Source organism: Frankia sp. AgB1.9, from assembly GCF_016786355.1.
Classification (GTDB): Bacteria; Actinomycetota; Actinomycetes; order Frankiales; family Frankiaceae; genus Pseudofrankia.
This window is the reverse complement of the sequence record NZ_JADWYX010000106.1, coordinates 1-15,830: the sequence shown is the minus strand read 5'-3', so window position 1 is coordinate 15,830 and position 15,830 is coordinate 1. Positions and strand designations below refer to the sequence as shown.

Sequence of the window (15,830 nt, the reverse complement as noted above, 5' to 3'; positions counted from 1 at the left end):
GTACGGTCGAAGTCGGCGGTTTAGGGCAGACTAAAGCACGGATACCGTGCTTGTGGAGGGATCTCGCCAGAGAGATCTCCGGGTACGCACCCCGCCGGGCCGCCGGCTGCCGGACGGACCAGTCGGTCGGGCGTCCCCCGATGACAGCCCAGCCCCCGGGCCGGGCGAGGCGACGACGAGAATCAGGCACAGATGACGCACCCCGTTCGGCGACAGGCTGGACGAGATCCGGTGCTGTATCGCTACGAAGGGTAGGCAGCCACGGTGGCTGACGCGAGCCGGTTCCTCCGCCGCACGGCCGGGCTGCTGCCCGGCCGCAAGACGCCGCCCTCGGCGGGCCTCGTGGCCTCGCTCTGGACCGACCAGCTCGCCACCCCGGTGACCGCGCGCCCGGCGCTGAGCGGCACGGTGACCGCGGACGTGTGCATCGTCGGCGCCGGCTTCACCGGGTTGTGGACGGCCTACCACCTGGCCGGGCTCGCGCCGGACAAGCGGATCGTGGTGGTCGAGCGCGAGGTGGCCGGATTCGGCGCCTCCGGGCGCAACGGGGGCTGGTGCTCGGCCCTGTTCCCGGTCGAGTCGCTGGCGGAAGCGATGCGGCCGGCGCTCGCGGCGACCATCGACGAGGTCGGCGCCATCGCCGCCGCCGAGGGCATCGACTGCGACTTCGCCAAGGCGGGCTACCTGTGCCTCGCGACCACGCCCGCGCAGGCTTCCCGGCTGCGGACCAGCGCCGGTGACGACTGGCTGGACGCGGACGCCGTCGCCGCCCGGGTACGTGTCGCCGGCGCGCTCGGCGGCACCTTCGACCCGGACTGTGCGGCGCTGTCCCCCGCCAAGCTGGTACGCGGCCTCGCCGAGGCGGCCGAGCGGCGGGGCGTCACGATCTACGAGCAGTCCGCCGCGCGCCGGATCTCGGCCGGGCGGGTCGACCTCGCGGGCGCCTCAGTCCGCGCCGACGCGGTGATCCGGGCGACGGAGGCCTGGACGCCCCAGCTGCCCGGCTACTCACGCGAGATCGTTCCGGTCTACTCACTGATCATCGCGACCGAGCCGCTGTCGGCCGCCGTCTGGGACGAGATCGGCTGGCGCGAGCGGTTCACGCTCAACGACAACCGGCATCTGATCATCTACGCCCAGCGCACCGCCGACGGGCGCATCGTGCTCGGCGGCCGGGGCGCGCCCTACCACCTCGGCTCCCGCGTCAGGCCGGCGTACGACCGCGAGGACACGGTCTTCGAGCACCTGCGCCACACGCTGGGCACACTGTTCCCGGCCGCCGCGCGCGCCGAGATCACCCACCGCTGGGGCGGCCCGCTCGGGGTGCCGCGCGACTGGACCCCCACCGTGCGCTTCGACCCGGCGACCGGCCTGGGCAGCGGCGGCGGCTACGTCGGCGACGGCGTCGCCGCGGCGGCGCTGGCCGGCAGGACCCTTGCCGAGCTGGTCGCCGGGCACGAGACCCCGAACACCAGGCTGCCCTGGGTGAACCGGACACCGCGGCTGTGGGAGCCGGAACCGCTGCGCTGGCTCGGCATCAACGCCGGCCGGGTGGGCGCCGCGGCGACCGACGCCCGCGAGAACCGCACGGGCCGCCCGTCCCACCTCGGCAAGGCCCTGGAACTGCTGACCGGCCACTGAGCCCCAGCTCGTCCCGACCGGGGAAGGCTGGCTCGGCCCCGGTCGGGCGAATCGGCCTGTGATCGCCAGTTGGGTATGGAACCGGTGCTCCGCGTGATCCACACGAGAGATCTAGTGAGACGGCCGGTTCCGCCAGCCGTGGGCGGTGGTGCCGAGGCGGCCGTCGGCGGCCTCGGCGGCGGCTAGCAGGGCGCGTGCGAGGGCCGTGGCCTCGATCGGCCCCAGGTATGCGACGGCGAACGTGTCGAACATCGGCGACACCAGCCGAAGCAACACGACCGGTGCGTTCCCGGCGCCGGACGATGCTTCCGGCCTGACGGTGATCTCGGCCCCGCCGAGGTGGGTGACGAGTGTTCTGTCCGACGGATCGCGCTCGACCAGTGCCATGGGCCGTCCTATCCATCCCTGGGGCGAGCCAGGCCTAGTCCGGCCGCCCTACCCCAGTCGGACTCCCAACCCGATCCACTGGTTGTGCATCAGTTGTTTCACGTGAACCATTACCCGATGCGTCCCCAAATCGAACGCCAGAGGCCCCTCAGCCCCAGCCGTCGAGATCGCCCCTGCCACGCCAGCGGCTCCCACGCGAGTGACTCAGGCGCACGTCGTCCACGCCCGGTGTCGCAAGCCACCCCACCCGTCATGATCGCCGCTTGAGCCCTGGGTGGTCGTGAAAACGCGCTCAACACGACCACCCCAGGGCCAAAACCGCGATCAAGCCACCTGACAGCACCCAGCCGCCGCGATCCCTCGCACTCGGCGCCCGAGACGCGTCGGCCTAGCGGACGCCCCAGGTGTAGGTCTGCTTCACCAGACGGAGGTAGACGAAGGTCTCTGTCTCGCGGACCTGGGGCAGCGCGCGAATGTGGTCGTTGACCAGCGAGATCAGGTGCTCGTCATCCTCGGCGACGATCTCCAGCAGCAGGTCGAACGACCCGGCCGTGATGACGACGTAGTCGACCTCTGGCAGGCCGGCCAGCGCGTCGGCGACCACGCGGGTATCGCCCGTCACGCGGACGCCGATCATCGCCTGGCGCTTGAACCCGACCCGCAACGGGTCCGTGACCGCGACGATCTGCATGATGCCGGCGTCCAGGAGGCGCTGCACCCGCTGGCGTACCGCGGCCTCGGACAGGCCCACCGCCGCGGCCATCGCGGCGTAGGACCGTCGGCCGTCCTGCTGGAGCTGTTCGATGATCGCCTTGTTCACGTCATCGAGCAGCGGTTCGGCCGACGCGCGACCACCTGGCGCCTTACGTGTCTGCACCGGCTTCCTCCTCGCCCGCGCGTCCGACCGCCGGCCGGCCCCCGCAATGTGGCCATCCGAGTCGATACGTCCCAAGACGGTGACTCACGGCGCGATGGCGGTTGCAATCGTATGACCTTGCCGCGACCGCCACGATGCGGCAGTCATATCGGGTTCTTCCTGCGGATTCCCTCGTACAGGCGACCGATCGGCTACGCTTTCAGCGTTGAGACTGCTCGACGTGGGCCTTGGAGGGCTACCGTGACCACGGCTGATACGACCACGGCTGCAACCGAATCCACGACGGTCGAGGCGGCGCTCGCCGGGCGGGTCGCCGGACTGGCCGAGCGGGAGGAGACGCGCCTGGCCGCGGCCACGCCCGGCTCCGGCGCACTGCACGAGCGCGCACTGCGCACGATGACCGGCGGGGTGCCGTCCTCCTACCAGTCGCGCGACCCGTGGCCGATCTACCTGACCCACGGCAAGGGAGCCAGGGTCTGGGACGTGGACGGCAACGAGTACTCCGACTTCCACAACGGCTTCGGCTCGATGGTGCAGGGTCACGCCCATCCGGCGATCGTCCGGGCCGTCACCGAGCGGGTCGGGCTCGGAACCCATTTCGCGATGCCGACCGAGGACTCGGTCGTCGTCAGCGAGGAGCTGGCCCGGCGGTTCGGGCTGCCGCAGTGGCGCTACGTCAACTCGGGCTCCGAGGCGACGATGGACGCGATCCGGATCGCCCGCGGCGTCACCGGCCGGGACACCATCGTCAAGATCTTCGGCTCGTACCACGGCCACCACGACTACGTGATGGTCTCGATCGGCGCGCCGTACTCGGACATCGGCCCGGCCGACAACATGAACTCCCTCGGCTACGGCGCCGGCATCCCCCAGGCCGTCATCGACCTCACCGTCCCGGTGCCGTTCAACGACGCGCCGGCGATGGAAGCCCGGATCGAGCGCCTGATCGCCGAGGGCCGCAAGCCGGCCTGCGTGATCATGGAAGCCGCCATGATGAACCTCGGCGTGATCCTGCCCGAGCCGGGCTACCTGGAGGCCGTTCGGGAGATCACCCGTCGCCACGGGATCGTCCTGATCTTCGACGAGGTGAAGACCGGCCTTTGTGTCGCCGCCGGCGGCGCGACCGAGCGGTTCGGCGTCGCCCCGGACATGGTGACGCTGGCCAAGGCCCTCGGCGGCGGCCTGCCGTCGGGCGCGATCGGGGCCACCGACGAGATCATGGAAGTCGTCGCGTCCGACAAGGTGAAGCAGGTCGGCACCTACAACGGCAACCCGCTGTCGATGGCCGCGGCCCGCGCCAGCCTGTCCGAGGTGCTCACCCCCGAGGCGTATGTCCACCTGGACCGGCTCAACGACCGCCTGATCGCCGGCTGCGACGAGATCCTGGGCCGGTACGGGATCGCGGGCTACACGGTCGGCATCTCGTCCAAGGGCTGCGTGCACTTCACCGACGCCCCGATCCGGGACTACACCTCGTTCATGGAGCACCAGAACGCCGAGCTGCCCGAGCTCGCCTGGCTGTACAACGCCAACCGGGGCGTCCTGATGGCCCCCGGCCGCGAGGAGGAGTGGACCCTCTCCGTCCAGCACACCGACGCCGACGTCGACCGTTACCTCGAAAGCCTCGACGCCATGGCCAAGGACCTGACCCGCTGAGCTATGCGGTGCCGACGAGGTTCAGGCCGATCACGCCGGCGATGATCAGGGCGAGCGAGACGGTCTTGAGCCAGCCCATCGACTCGCCCAGGAAGAAGACGCCGACGACGGCGACAGCCGCGGTGCCGACCCCAGCCCAGATCGCGTAGGTCACGGACACCGACAGGGTCCGGACCACGCGGGCCAGCAGCCAGATCGACAGGCCGTAGCCGAGCAGCACGACGGCGGACCACAACGGGTCCTTGAAACCTTCCGCACGCGGAAGCAGCGCGGTAGCGGTGACCTCGCTGCCAATCGCCGCGAGGAGCAGGGCAAAGGCTGCGTACATGACGTTCCTCCGAACGTAGCGATCGCTACAAGTGTAGCGTAGCGGTCGCTACATTCGGAGTCGCGGATGCGACACGCCTACGATGTGGGCCTCATGGGGCGACGAGAGGACCTGCTCGACCAGGTCACCGACCATGTCTTCGAGCATGGCCTCATCGGTCTGACGCTGCGCCCGGTCGCCGCGGCGATCGGCACCAGTGACCGGATGCTCATCTACCACTTCGGCAGCCGCGATGAGCTCGTCGCGGCCGTCGTCACCCGCGCGGAGGACCGGGCGATCAACGCGGTCGACGCGCTTCCCGGTGTCGCCGGCGTGCGCCAGGGCGTCAACGCCCTCTGGGCGGCCCTGCAGACCGACCCGCTCCACCGCGCCACGGACATCTACGTCCAGGCCGCGGCGACCGGGCTGATCGGTCAGGAACGCTTCGCCGCCATCGTCTGTGAGGCGAACGACCGCTGGGTGCGGGCCCTGGAGGACTACCTGGTCCGCTGCGGAGCACCCCAGGAGCGGGTCGCCCGAGTGGTCCGGCTCGTCGACTCCAGCCTGTACGGCTTCCACCTCGATCTGAGCACCGACCGGCCCGATGAGCTCGCCATGGGTGTCGACGACCTCGCGACCGCCGCCCAGGCGATCGCCGCCGGCCGGGACCTGACGGCCCTCGGCCGCCCGGAGGCGCCGACGTCGGTCAGCTAGTGCCGCGGCTCGCCGTAGCGCGGGCCACCGCACGGATCATGATCGCCGTTTGAGCCCTGGGGTGGTCGTGGAAACGTCTGCGCCACGACCACCCCAGGGCCAAAACCGCGATCAAGGCGGACAAGAAAAAGGGCGCCCGCCTCAATGAGACGAACGCCCTTGATCAGATGGTAGCGGGGACAGGATTTGAACCTGTGACCTCTGGGTTATGAGCCCAGCGAGCTACCGAGCTGCTCCACCCCGCGTCGGTGTTGTCACTACTGTACCCGACGAATCCGGGTGCTACCCACGAGCCTCGCCGGGACTTGCTGCTGACGTCCTCTCGCACAGGCGCGGCACCCGTCTCTCCTGGTCGGGACCCGATGAGGCGGCCGGGGTCTCGGCGGGGCGGGGCAGCCCTCACCGGGACACGCCTGGTCGCCGCACCTGCCACTGATTGCCGGAACCGCGACGGTTCGGAATGCGGAAATGCGAATGGCCGGTTCCAGAAGGAACCGGCCATTCGCCATGTGGTAGCGGGGACAGGATTTGAACCTGTGACCTCTGGGTTATGAGCCCAGCGAGCTACCGAGCTGCTCCACCCCGCGTCGGTAAGGACACCGTATCAGACGCGGTTGGGGAGGTGTCAAAACGCGGGCAGCGAGCTGGCTGTTACGTGGACGTCACCTGACGAGGGCTAGCCCGATGGGCCGGTCGTGGGACTGGCCGTGGCGGACGGCGCCGCGGTGGTGGATGGCGCCGCGGACGCGGAGGGTGCTGGCGTCGCGCTGGGGCTGGGGGTGCTCGATCCGCTCAGCGCCGAGATGCTGGCGAGGGCCTTGGCCAGGTCGCCCTGCGCGACCCCGAAGGCGCTCCAGTCCGGCGGGTTCTTGGCGAGAGCCTGCTGGCCGGCCTTGTTGGCCGCCTGGGCGGCGCCGATCGCCGCCACGAGGTCAGGGCTCAGGGTCGTCCCCGGCGCGGGGGTGAGCGACGGGTTCGGGCTGGCGGAACTCGCTGGGGGCTCCGTCGGCGAGCCGGTGGATCCGACAGCCGTGGCGCCGCTTCCGCTGCCGGCGCCGCTGGCCGGGTCACCCGCGCCCGGGCCGAACACCTCGTCCAGCGCCTGTTGCAGCGAGTCCTCCAGCGCGACCGTGTCACCGAAGGCTACGGCGACGCCCTGCAGGATCGGGTAGCTGGCCGAACCGCTGGCCTGCACGTAGAACGGCTCGACGTACATCAGACCGTCGGCGACCGGGAGCGTCAGCAGGTTTCCCGGGATCGTCTGGTTCGAGGCGCTGGAAAGGCCGCCGCGCCAGAGAGTCAGCTTGGAGGCGCTGCTCGTCATGATCTGGCTCTGCATCTGCGACGGGCCGCTGATCGTGACGCCCTGCGGCAGCCGCAGCACCTGGAAGGCGCCGTAGTCGTCCGGGTCGCTGGACACCGCGACATAGGCCGCCAGCTTCGAGGATCTTCGCGAGATCAGCGGGGACGTCAGGTTGAACGACGGCGTCTTGTGACCAGGAAGCTGGCTGTAGACGTAGAAAGGCGGCTGATCGGTGTTCTGGTCGTCCGGAGCCGGCGAGACGGCCCAGAAGTCCTCCTGGGAGTAGAACGCCCGCGGGTCGGTCACGTGGTAGTCGGCCAGCACGTCCCGCTGCACCTTGAACAGGTCCTCGGGATAGCGGAAATGCGCCCGCAGCTCGGCCGGAATCGCCTTGGCCGGCTTGACCGTCCCGGGGAATGCCCGCATCCAGGTCTTCAGTACGGGATCGGACTCGTCGAACGCGTAGAGGGTGACGGTTCCGTCATACGCGTCGACGGTCGCCTTCACCGAGTTGCGGATGTAGTTGACGTCGTTCGTGCCCTGCTTCGCGCGGTTCTGCCCGGTGACCGCGTCGGCCGTGACCTGACCGAGCGCGTTGCGCTCGGAGTACGGGTAGCCGTCGGAGGTGGTGTACCCGTCCAGGATCCAGGTGATCCGCCCGTTGACCACCGCGGGGTACGGGTCCCCGTCGAGGGTGAGCCACGGCGCGACCTTGGCGACCCGGTCGCGTGGGTTGCGCTCGTACAGGATTCGCGACTGCTGGGTGATGTCCGACGAGAACAGGATGTTCTTCTCGCCGAACCGGGCCGCGAAGACCGCGCGGTCGAACCACGAGCCGATCGAGACGCCGCCGTCGCCGGTGTAGGTGGTGGTCGTCGTGCTGCCCTGCGCGGCTCCGGGCCCGTCGATCTCCTGCTGCTTCGTGCCGACGATCGAGTAGTCCGGCGACATCTCCCCGAAGTAAACCTGGTTCTCGGTGATGGTGAACGGGCCGGTCTGCGGAAGGTCGCCGACCTGGAAGTCCGGCTTGCCGCCCTTCACCTTGTTGGCCGGGGCCGCGACGAAGCCTTTCCCGTGGGTGTACGTGAGGTGCTCGTTGATCCAGTTCTTCTGCGACGGAGCCAGCCCGCTCTGGTCCAGCTCGCGCACCGAGACGACGTAGTCCTGGGTGGTGGAGCCGACCGTGTACCGGTCGATGTCGAGGGTGTCCGGGAAGCCGTAGTAGCCCTTGAGCTGCTGGAGCTGCTTGAACGTCTTGGACAGCTTGTTCGGGTCGAGCAGCCGCACGTTGGACACGGTGCCGACGTCGTTCTGGACCGCCGTCGCGGTCAGCTGGGTCGCCACCGGGTAGTTCTGCGGCATGACACTGTCGATGCCGTAGGCGTCCCTGGTCGCCGCGATGTTGCGCGCGATGTAGGGCGACTCCCGCGACGCCTCGTTCGGCTTCACCTGCAGCTGCTGGACGATCGCCGGGTAGATCCCGCCGATCACCACGGCGGACAGCACCAGGATGCCGGCGCCGAGCAGGGGCAGCGTCCAGCCGCGCTGGAAGATGTTGTAGATGAACAGCCCAGCGCAGGCCAACGAGATGAACAGCAGGATCAGCTTGGCCGGCAGTACGGCGTGCACGTCGGTGTAGCCGGCGCCGGTGGAGACCACGCCGCGCGAGGAGAAGACCAGCCCGAACCGGTCCAGGTAGTACGCCCACGCCTTCAGCAGCGCGAGCAGGCCCAGCAGCACGGACAGGTGGGCCTTCGCCGCCGGGCTGACCCGTTCGGTCTCGATGCGGACGTCACCGTGGCGCGGCGACTGGATCCGGATGCCGCCGAACAGGTAGTGGGTGACCGTCGTGACCACCAGCGAGAGCACCACGGCCGAGAGCAGGAATCCGAGCAGGAACCGCTGGAACGGATACGTGAACGCGTAGTAGCTGACGTCCCGGTGGAACTGCGGGTCGGTGACGCCGAACTTCTGCCCGTTGACCCACTGGAGCCAGGTCCGCCACCGTCCGGACGCCGACAGGCCCGCGGCCAGGCCGAACAGCGCGGTCACCCCGAGCAGCACGGCGAGCAGATACGGCTCCAGCGCCGTCCGGTAACGCTCGAGGTTCTGCTGCTCCACCGAGAGCGGCCGCAGCGGGGGCCGCAGCCGGTAGGCGAGCACCAGGTTCGTGCCGATCACGACGGCCATCACCAGGCCGAACAGCACGAACAGCAGCACCCGGGTCCACAGGACGGTCGTGAAGACCTTGCTGAAGTTCACCGACCGGTAGAACAACAGATCCGTGTAGATGGGGGTCAGCACGACGAACAGGACCACCAGCGCCACCAGCACGAGCAGCGGCACGATCACGCGAAGGCGCCCCACGATCAGCCGGCGGGCCATTCCCCCCGGTGCCGAAGCTCCTCGCGCGGACGGCTCTGCTGACACGTGCTTCCTCCGTGCGGCTGTGGGCTCTCGGCGGGCTGACGCCCGCTGTGCCCCCGGGCGTTCGGTGATCCCTTGTGTCCGGTGATCCTGTGTGTCCGGTGATCCCAGGTGTCCGGGCCCACGCCCGCCTCACCCAGGTGTCTACAGGCGGTGCGGCTTTGGCCCGCTAAGGGCAACCTACGCCAGCAGCCGGGGCGCCCGGTGAGCCGTCTGGGGCGATCGGAGAGGATGAGGCCCGTGACGAGCCCCAAACTCCCGGAGCTGACCGAGGTCGTGCTCGAGCTCGAGGAATATGTCGCCGCGGCCGGCTGGAACCAGCCACGCCGGCTCTACGCGCTCGCGCACACCACGGACCTGCTCGCCTATGACCCCAGCCTCTCCGAGCATCTCGGCGACGCCGCATCCCGGCCGCTGACCCCGATCGAGCAGGAGGACCTGCCCGAGGGGCCGCTGGAGCAGGTGCTCTCCACGATTGGCTGGCCGGCCGAGGTGGAGGGCTGCGTGCTCGTCACCGAGCTGGTGCTGCTGCCGCCGAGCGCCGAGGAGGAGATCCCGTACGAGGACTACGAGATCGACGTCTGGGCGACCACGCATCCGGAGCGCCAGGACGTCCGGGTCGCCGTCGCGGTAACCCGTTCGGGCGCCTACTCGTCCTGCCTGCGCCGCCGCGTCGACGCCTCCGAAGTGGTCGTAGACCCCGACGTAGCCGACGCCCTCGTCGACGGCCTCTTCGCAACGTTCCTTTAAAGCGGAACGCAACACAGATCCCGGCCCTGGCCACGCCTCTCGCTTCAGCGTCCTACCTAAACCCCGAACCAGGCGGAGCCGGGGTCCCTGCCGGATTGGCGAAGCCGATCTGGGAGGTATGCGAAGGCGCGCAAGCGCCGGTTCCGGCCGATCGCCTTAACAGGCTGGGATTGAGGCCTGCTGGGGGGTGCCGAGCTTCTTGACGGCGGCGAGGGCGCCGGACAGGGTGTCCACCTTGATCAGGGTGAGGCCGTGCGGGGCCATCCGCTTGGCGTCGGCGCAGTTGCCGGACGGGACCAGGAACACCGAGGCGCCGGAGCCGCGGGCTCCCAGGATCTTCTGCTGGATGCCACCGATCGGGCCGACCTTGCCGGTCTGGTCGATGGTGCCGGTGCCGGCGATGGTCCGGCCGCCGGTGAGCTGCCCGGGGGTGAGCTTGTCGACGATGCCGAGGGCGAACATGAGCCCGGCGCTCGGGCCGCCGACGTCCGAGAGGCGGATGCGGACCGTGAACGGGTAGAGCTGCCGCTCGGTCGTCGTGATGCCGATGATCGGGCGGTTTCCGTCGTCCGGCGCCGGCTTGGTCGTGACGGCCGCGAGCGCGGTCGCGGCGGAGCCGCGCTGATAGCCGATCTTCACGTCCTCGCCCGGTTTGACCTTGGCGATCTGGGCCTTCAGCTCGTCCTGCGAGTGGACCGCCACCCCGTCGACCTCGGTGATGACGTCGCCGGAGTTGAGCTTGCCGGCGGCCGGTGACCCGGACGGGATCGCGTACACGACGACGGCGGTACCGGTCGGCTTGATCCCGAGCTGGGTGAGCGCCGCGACGGTGGCCTCGGTCTGCGAGTCCAGCATCGCCTGGGTGTTCTCCTGCTGGATCTCCGCCTGGCTGGCGCCGGGCGGCTCGATCAGCTCACGCGGGACGACCGCGCGGTCGTCGTCGAGCCAGTCCTCCAGCGCGCCGAGCAGGTTCAGCCGTGGCGTCTCCTCGACGGTGGTGAGCTCCAGCCGGCCACTCGTCGGGTAGGTCGCGCGGCCCTCCACGTCGATCAACGACACGCCCTTGACGCTGCCAAGGGTGTCGGTGACGGGTCCGGGCGCGAGCGTGACGAAGGGCACTGGAAGCCACAGCCCCGCGATCCCCAGCACCAGCGCGAGCACGGCCGCGACGAGCAGGGTCTGAGTCCGGCGCGCCATGCCCCGCATCCTATGTACGGCACCGGCCCGCCACCGATTCCGGTCGCTTCTCGGCGAACGGCCAGGGCCCGACGACTGGTCGACGCTCAGGCGCTGTCGGCGGGAGCATCGGCCGCGGCCGACACCTCACGCGCCGCGGGGGCATGCCGCTCGGGCTCGTCGGCGACCGGGGTGTCGACGTCGACGACCGCCCGGGTGGCCGGGATGACCGCGTCCGGCTGTGTGACCGGGGATGGCGGCGGAACCGACGACGACGCCGGGACCGTGATCAGCGGGGTGTCCCGGTCCCTGGGGTAGACGGGGTCACCGTCCGCCAGCAGGTCCGCGTCCAGGCTCTCCGCCGGGCGGGCCGGTGCCTGGCCGGTCTGCTTCGGGGACCGGCGCAGACCACGCAGAACGTCCGGGACCCGCAGATGTCGGTTGTCGAGGTCCTCGCCCGCGTCCCGCGGTGCATCGACCGGGGCGACCACGGCCGGCGCGTCACCGGGCGTACCAACCGGCCGTTCGAGAGCTGTGACCATCCTGCGGTAGCCCTCGATCGTCGCGGCTTCCCGGGCGCGCCTCGGGCGGCCGTGCAGGGCGCCCCAGAGCAGCGCCACCACCAACGTCACGACCGGAATGAGCAACACCCACATGGCGGCCTCGCCATCGATCCGGGAGTAGGAAAGACGGGGATCTCTGTCCTAGCCCCACCTGCATCCTAAGTGCCCCGTCAGCAGGCGCCTACCCATTCCGAGGTGCCGTCGGCGAACATCTGCCGCTTCCAGATCGGTACCCGAGCCTTGATCTGGTCGATGAGCTGTCGACACGCGACGAATGCCTCGGCCCGGTGCGCGGCGGACGCGGCGGCGACTACCGCGATGTCCCCGATCGTGAGCAGGCCGGTCCGGTGGTGCACCGCCACGGCCAGCAGGCCGAGCGGGGCGGCCCCGTGGGCGTGCCCGCCCTCGTGGCGGTGCGGCTGGGCGAGCTGCGGCTGGGCGGGCGAGCTGGCCCAGGCCGCGGTCTCAGGAACGAGGCCCTCGGCGACCTCGCGGGCGACGGCGACCATCGCCTGCTCGGCCGACGGATGGGCCGAGTACTCCAGCTCGACCACGGACTTCCCGCCGTCATGGTCCCGGACAGTCCCGATGAAGAGGGCGGTTCCGCCCGCCTCGGGCAGCGCGACGGCGGCCAGGCAGTCATCCACCGACAACGGCGTGTCCCGCAACTCGGCCACGACCAGCGGCCGGCGGTCCACACGCGCCACCGCGGCCGCCAGGGTGAGGTCCATCTACCGACGGTATCCGGCGCGCCGGGCCGTCCGCTTCTGATCGGACTACCGTGGATACATGTCCGCGGGCACATGTCCGCACAGCAACTCGTCCGCACAGCAACTCGTAGGCACAGCAACTCGTTGTCAACACAGCAACCGGTTGTCAACACGGTTCGAGGCCAACACAGTTCGTAGTCAGCACAGCCTGTAGATCACAGCCTGTAGATCGCACAGCGTGTAGCGAGGTTCCGGGTCTGATGAGTAGCCAGTTTCCGTTCGGCTTCACCCCCGGCGGCGGGGGCGGTGACGGCGGCCAAGGGCCGTTCGGCCCGTTTGGCGGCGCCGCGCCGTTCTTCGCTGAGCTGGAAAAGCTGTTGTCCTGGCAGGGCGGCCCGGTCAACTGGGAGCTCGCCAAACAGATCGCGGTGCGGACCGTCGGCGCCGACGACCCGACGCTGACGGCGGCCGACGAGGAAGCCGTCGCCGGCGCGCTGCGGATCGCCGACGTCTGGATCGACCCGGTGACGGCGCTGCCGGCGGGTGGCGCGCGGGCGCAGGCCTGGAGCCGGGCCCGCTGGATCGAGGCGACGTTGCCGATCTGGCAGAAGCTGTGCGACCCGGTTGCGGCCAGGGTCGTCGAGGCGATGCGGACCGGTCTGTCCGGTGGGCTGGCGCAGCTGGGCGACGCGGGCGGGCTTCCGCCGGAGCTCGCCGCCGGACTGCCGCCGGGACTGGACCTGGGCGCGCTGATGGCGGCCGGTGGCCCGGTCGTCGAGATGATGAACCGGGTCGGCGGGATGCTGTTCGGCGCCCAGGTCGGCCAGGCGATCGGCACGCTGGCCGGGGAGGTCGTCTCCTCCACCGAGATCGGCCTGCCGCTGGCGCCGGCCGGGACGGCGGCGCTGCTGCCGGCGAACGTCGCCGCCTTCGGCGAGGGGCTCGGCGTCGACGCCGAGGAGATCCGGATCTACCTGGCGCTGCGGGAGGCGGCCGCGACCCGGCTGTTCGCCCACGTCTCGTGGCTGCGCGCGCACCTGCTCGGCACCGTCGAGGAGTACGCCCGCGGCATCACGGTCGACCAGGAGGCGCTCGGGCAGATGATGCGGATGGTCGACCCGAGCATGCTGACCGATCCGGAGAAGCTCTCGGAGGCGCTCGGCGAGGACGTCTTCGCCGACGCGACCACCCCGGAGCAGGAGGCTGCCCTCGGGCGCCTCGAGGTCGCCCTCGCGCTCGTCGAGGGCTGGATCGACCACGTGACGGACACCGCGGCCGCCGAGCACCTGCCGTCCGCGCCCCGACTGCGCGAGATGGTCCGCCGCCGCCGGGCCGAGGGCGGCCCGGCGGAGCAGACCTTCGCCACGCTGGTCGGTCTCTCGCTGCGGCCACGCCGGCTGCGGGAGGCCGCCGCGCTCTGGGAGGCGCTGCGGGCCGCGCGCGGCGCCGACGGGCGGGACGCCGTCTGGGGCCACCCGGACCTGCTTCCGTCGGCCGATGACCTGAGCGACCCGGATGCCTTCGTCTCCGGCGCGTCCGCGAGCACCCTCGATCCGATCGCGGAGATCGAGAAGCTCGGCGAGGCGCCTCCCGAGGAGCAGGGCCCCCGGTCCGCCGAGTAGACACCTGGGGGTCAACGGGCGCCAACCAGCTTCAATCGGCCAGGCACCCGGTTTCAGGCGGGCGTTCGGGACGTTGACGTCACGGCCCCATCGCCTTAGCGTCACCACCGAGAAACCCCCGGTAGTCGATCTCTCTCGGAAGGGGAAGCCGGGAGAGGTCGGATCTACCGGGGGTTTCCCCTTCGCGCGCTGCGTGGTCGGCGCACCCTCGATCTGCGCCGTCCCGGTGTCCGCGTCCCGAGCGCCGCGAGGGACCAGCGCACCCTAGGCGCACGCGCCGGGCGGTCACCGCCGTCCGAACACGCGGTTGACCGAGACCCCCCGGGCTGGCCCGCCGACCGCGCTCAAAGCCCGGCTGGGCAGGATCAATTCCGCAGCCGCACCAACACCGGCCCGCGCTGACGGGGTCCGGACTCGGGGCGGCGCGCGCGTGGCCGACCTCGGCCCGCGTCGCTGGAGACGGCCCGGCCAGCTGACCGGGAACCCGCCCGGCCCGGCCGCCGGCCGACGCTCACCAACGCGGCCCGGCGGCAAGCGCACCACGGCCTGGGGCACGACCGTCGCCAGCATCTGTCCAGAGCATCACTTGGGCGTCCGCACCCGCCGATGGGGACGGGTGCGGACCTGGGAAGGGAGACCGCGTGGCCGACAGCCTCGCCAGCTACGAGGGCTACTGCGTGAAGTGCAAGGAGAAGCGCAACTACGAGGGCGAGGTCCGGATCAGCGAGTCCGGCCGCCGGATGGCCCGGGGCACCTGCCCGGTCTGCGGCTCGACGATCAACCGGATTCTCGGCAAGGCCTGATTCGGCACCACGGCGGGCCTGGCAGGCCAGGCCGAACGGGTGTCAAGCGGCCGCCGCGCGGCACCGTGACCGAGCGACGTGCCAGGGCTGGCGCCGTGTGCGAACGTGCGGCTCCCAGCCGCGCACGGCCGGCGACCCGCTCGGGTCGCCGGTCGTCGCCGGTCCCCGTCGGCGGTCCCGCTGGGCCTGCCCGGCCATAGACCGGGCGGCGCCGGTCGGGCGAGGAGATGCCCGTGCGCCCGGTACTCAAGCCCGGCCTGCGCCGCCTGTGGCGGGACGGGTCGACCCTGCAGCTCGGGGTCGACCCGTCCCGCGCGCTCGTGCTCCCGGAGGTGACGCCGGCGCACGCCACCGCGTTGGCCGCGCTGGACGGTTCCCGTACCCACGCCCGCCTCGCCCACGACGGCGACCCCGCCACCGTCGCTCTGGTCCACCTGCTCGGCGAGGCCGGCCTGCTCGACGACGCCACCGCGCAGAGCCCGGACGGCCTCGACGGCCCAGCCGGGCCCGACCACGACCCCACCGGCGCGCGAGAGCCCGCGCTCCCGCCGCTGAGCGCCACCGAACGAGACCGGCTTCGGCCCGACCTGGCCGCCCTGTCACTGGCCACCGCCGACCCGAACGGCGCCCGTCGGGCGCTCGCCGGCCGCCGGCTCGCCAGTGTCAGCGTCCAGGGCGCCGGCCGGGTCGGCGCCCAGATCGCCACCCTGCTCGCGGCCGCCGGCGTCGGCCACGTCGTCGTCGACGACGCGGGCCTCACGGGCCCGGCGGACGTCGCGCCCGGCGGCCTCGGTCTCGACGACGTCGGGCGGCCGCGCGCGGCCGCGCCGCGGGGCGCGCGCGCCCCGGGGGCCCCCCCCCCCGGGCCGGCGCGGGCGGCGGCGCCCGTGCGCC

The 15,830-nt window shown here is 71.2% G+C and carries 13 protein-coding genes, 2 tRNA genes and 1 pseudogene; 7 read left to right on the top strand and 9 right to left on the bottom strand.

Annotation, left to right across the window (positions count from 1 at the left end):
• Window positions 1–264: 264 nt before the first annotated feature.
• On the top strand, window positions 265–1,641 hold the full coding sequence (locus tag I6A60_RS31460) for an FAD-binding oxidoreductase (RefSeq protein WP_203024917.1): 1,377 nt from the start codon (window positions 265–267) through the stop codon (window positions 1,639–1,641).
• 111 nt (window positions 1,642–1,752) lie between these two features.
• Here the strand turns inward: I6A60_RS31460 and I6A60_RS31455 are convergent, their stop codons facing one another.
• Together I6A60_RS31455 and I6A60_RS31450 are read right to left on the bottom strand one after the other, a co-directional pair.
• Entirely contained in the window at window positions 1,753–2,028 is a 276-nt protein-coding gene (locus I6A60_RS31455) for a hypothetical protein (RefSeq protein WP_203024918.1), read from the bottom strand.
• 388 nt (window positions 2,029–2,416) lie between these two features.
• The gene (locus I6A60_RS31450) at window positions 2,417–2,905 is read right to left on the bottom strand and encodes an Lrp/AsnC family transcriptional regulator (protein WP_013421981.1); all 489 of its coding nucleotides are present in this window, start codon (window positions 2,903–2,905) and stop codon (window positions 2,417–2,419) included.
• Window positions 2,906–3,145: 240 nt separating this feature from the next.
• Here I6A60_RS31450 and I6A60_RS31445 point away from each other — a divergent pair, with 240 nt between their 5' ends.
• Window positions 3,146–4,561 (top strand): aspartate aminotransferase family protein, encoded by a 1,416-nt coding sequence (locus tag I6A60_RS31445; protein ID WP_203024919.1) that lies wholly within the window; start codon window positions 3,146–3,148, stop codon window positions 4,559–4,561.
• A gap of 1 nt (window position 4,562) precedes the next feature.
• Here I6A60_RS31445 and I6A60_RS31440 read toward each other — a convergent pair whose 3' ends face one another.
• Window positions 4,563–4,889 (bottom strand): multidrug efflux SMR transporter, encoded by a 327-nt coding sequence (locus tag I6A60_RS31440; RefSeq protein WP_203024920.1) that lies wholly within the window; start codon window positions 4,887–4,889, stop codon window positions 4,563–4,565.
• A gap of 93 nt (window positions 4,890–4,982) precedes the next feature.
• Between I6A60_RS31440 and I6A60_RS31435 the strand changes: the two genes are divergently transcribed.
• On the top strand, window positions 4,983–5,582 hold the full coding sequence (locus I6A60_RS31435) for a TetR/AcrR family transcriptional regulator (RefSeq protein WP_203024921.1): 600 nt from the start codon (window positions 4,983–4,985) through the stop codon (window positions 5,580–5,582).
• A gap of 168 nt (window positions 5,583–5,750) precedes the next feature.
• On the opposite strand, the gene I6A60_RS31430 is transcribed toward I6A60_RS31435, so the two are convergent.
• From I6A60_RS31430 to I6A60_RS31420, 3 genes are all read right to left on the bottom strand, one after another.
• Window positions 5,751–5,827, bottom strand: a tRNA-Met gene (locus tag I6A60_RS31430).
• Window positions 5,828–6,092: 265 nt separating this feature from the next.
• Window positions 6,093–6,169: transfer RNA gene (locus tag I6A60_RS31425), tRNA-Met, on the bottom strand.
• 89 nt (window positions 6,170–6,258) lie between these two features.
• Window positions 6,259–9,270 carry a UPF0182 family protein gene (locus tag I6A60_RS31420; RefSeq protein ID WP_203024928.1) on the bottom strand — a complete coding sequence of 1,004 codons (3,012 nt, stop codon included), beginning with the start codon at window positions 9,268–9,270 and terminating at the stop codon, window positions 6,259–6,261.
• 282 nt (window positions 9,271–9,552) lie between these two features.
• Between I6A60_RS31420 and I6A60_RS31415 the strand changes: the two genes are divergently transcribed.
• Complete coding sequence (locus tag I6A60_RS31415) at window positions 9,553–10,062, top strand: PPA1309 family protein (protein ID WP_203024922.1); 510 nt, start codon at window positions 9,553–9,555, stop codon at window positions 10,060–10,062.
• A 156-nt stretch (window positions 10,063–10,218) separates the two neighbouring features.
• On the opposite strand, the gene I6A60_RS31410 is transcribed toward I6A60_RS31415, so the two are convergent.
• The 3 genes from I6A60_RS31410 to I6A60_RS31400 all read right to left on the bottom strand — a co-directional run bounded on the left by I6A60_RS31410 (window position 10,219) and on the right by I6A60_RS31400 (window position 12,532).
• Window positions 10,219–11,259, bottom strand: coding sequence for a PDZ domain-containing protein (locus tag I6A60_RS31410; RefSeq protein WP_203024923.1), 1,041 nt, complete (start codon window positions 11,257–11,259; stop codon window positions 10,219–10,221).
• A gap of 86 nt (window positions 11,260–11,345) precedes the next feature.
• Entirely contained in the window at window positions 11,346–11,894 is a 549-nt protein-coding gene (locus tag I6A60_RS31405; RefSeq protein WP_203024924.1) for a hypothetical protein, read from the bottom strand.
• A gap of 77 nt (window positions 11,895–11,971) precedes the next feature.
• On the bottom strand, window positions 11,972–12,532 hold the full coding sequence (locus I6A60_RS31400; RefSeq protein WP_203024925.1) for a molybdenum cofactor biosynthesis protein MoaE: 561 nt from the start codon (window positions 12,530–12,532) through the stop codon (window positions 11,972–11,974).
• Window positions 12,533–12,771: 239 nt separating this feature from the next.
• Here I6A60_RS31400 and I6A60_RS31395 point away from each other — a divergent pair, with 239 nt between their 5' ends.
• From I6A60_RS31395 to I6A60_RS31385, 3 genes and pseudogenes are all read left to right on the top strand, one after another.
• Complete coding sequence (locus I6A60_RS31395) at window positions 12,772–14,133, top strand: zinc-dependent metalloprotease (protein ID WP_203024926.1); 1,362 nt, start codon at window positions 12,772–12,774, stop codon at window positions 14,131–14,133.
• 641 nt (window positions 14,134–14,774) lie between these two features.
• Window positions 14,775–14,936, top strand: a complete 162-nt coding sequence (locus tag I6A60_RS31390) for a DUF5679 domain-containing protein (RefSeq protein WP_013421970.1) — start codon at window positions 14,775–14,777, stop codon at window positions 14,934–14,936.
• Between the two features lie 233 nt (window positions 14,937–15,169).
• Window positions 15,170–15,830: pseudogene (locus I6A60_RS31385) on the top strand (thiamine biosynthesis protein ThiF); the annotation flags it as partial.

What these genes read in the sequence shown, in the direction of transcription:
- I6A60_RS31455 (WP_203024918.1), bottom strand. Translation starts at nt 2,028, where the DNA reads ATGGCACTGGTCGAGCGCGATCCGTCGGACAGAACACTCGTCACCCAC.
- I6A60_RS31440 (WP_203024920.1), bottom strand. Translation starts at nt 4,889, where the DNA reads ATGTACGCAGCCTTTGCCCTGCTCCTCGCGGCGATTGGCAGCGAGGTC.
- I6A60_RS31435 (WP_203024921.1), top strand. Translation starts at nt 4,983, where the DNA reads ATGGGGCGACGAGAGGACCTGCTCGACCAGGTCACCGACCATGTCTTC.
- I6A60_RS31420 (WP_203024928.1), bottom strand. Translation starts at nt 9,270, where the DNA reads ATGGCCCGCCGGCTGATCGTGGGGCGCCTTCGCGTGATCGTGCCGCTG.
- I6A60_RS31410 (WP_203024923.1), bottom strand. Translation starts at nt 11,259, where the DNA reads ATGGCGCGCCGGACTCAGACCCTGCTCGTCGCGGCCGTGCTCGCGCTG.
- I6A60_RS31405 (WP_203024924.1), bottom strand. Translation starts at nt 11,894, where the DNA reads ATGTGGGTGTTGCTCATTCCGGTCGTGACGTTGGTGGTGGCGCTGCTC.
- I6A60_RS31400 (WP_203024925.1), bottom strand. Translation starts at nt 12,532, where the DNA reads ATGGACCTCACCCTGGCGGCCGCGGTGGCGCGTGTGGACCGCCGGCCG.
- I6A60_RS31395 (WP_203024926.1), top strand. Translation starts at nt 12,772, where the DNA reads ATGAGTAGCCAGTTTCCGTTCGGCTTCACCCCCGGCGGCGGGGGCGGT.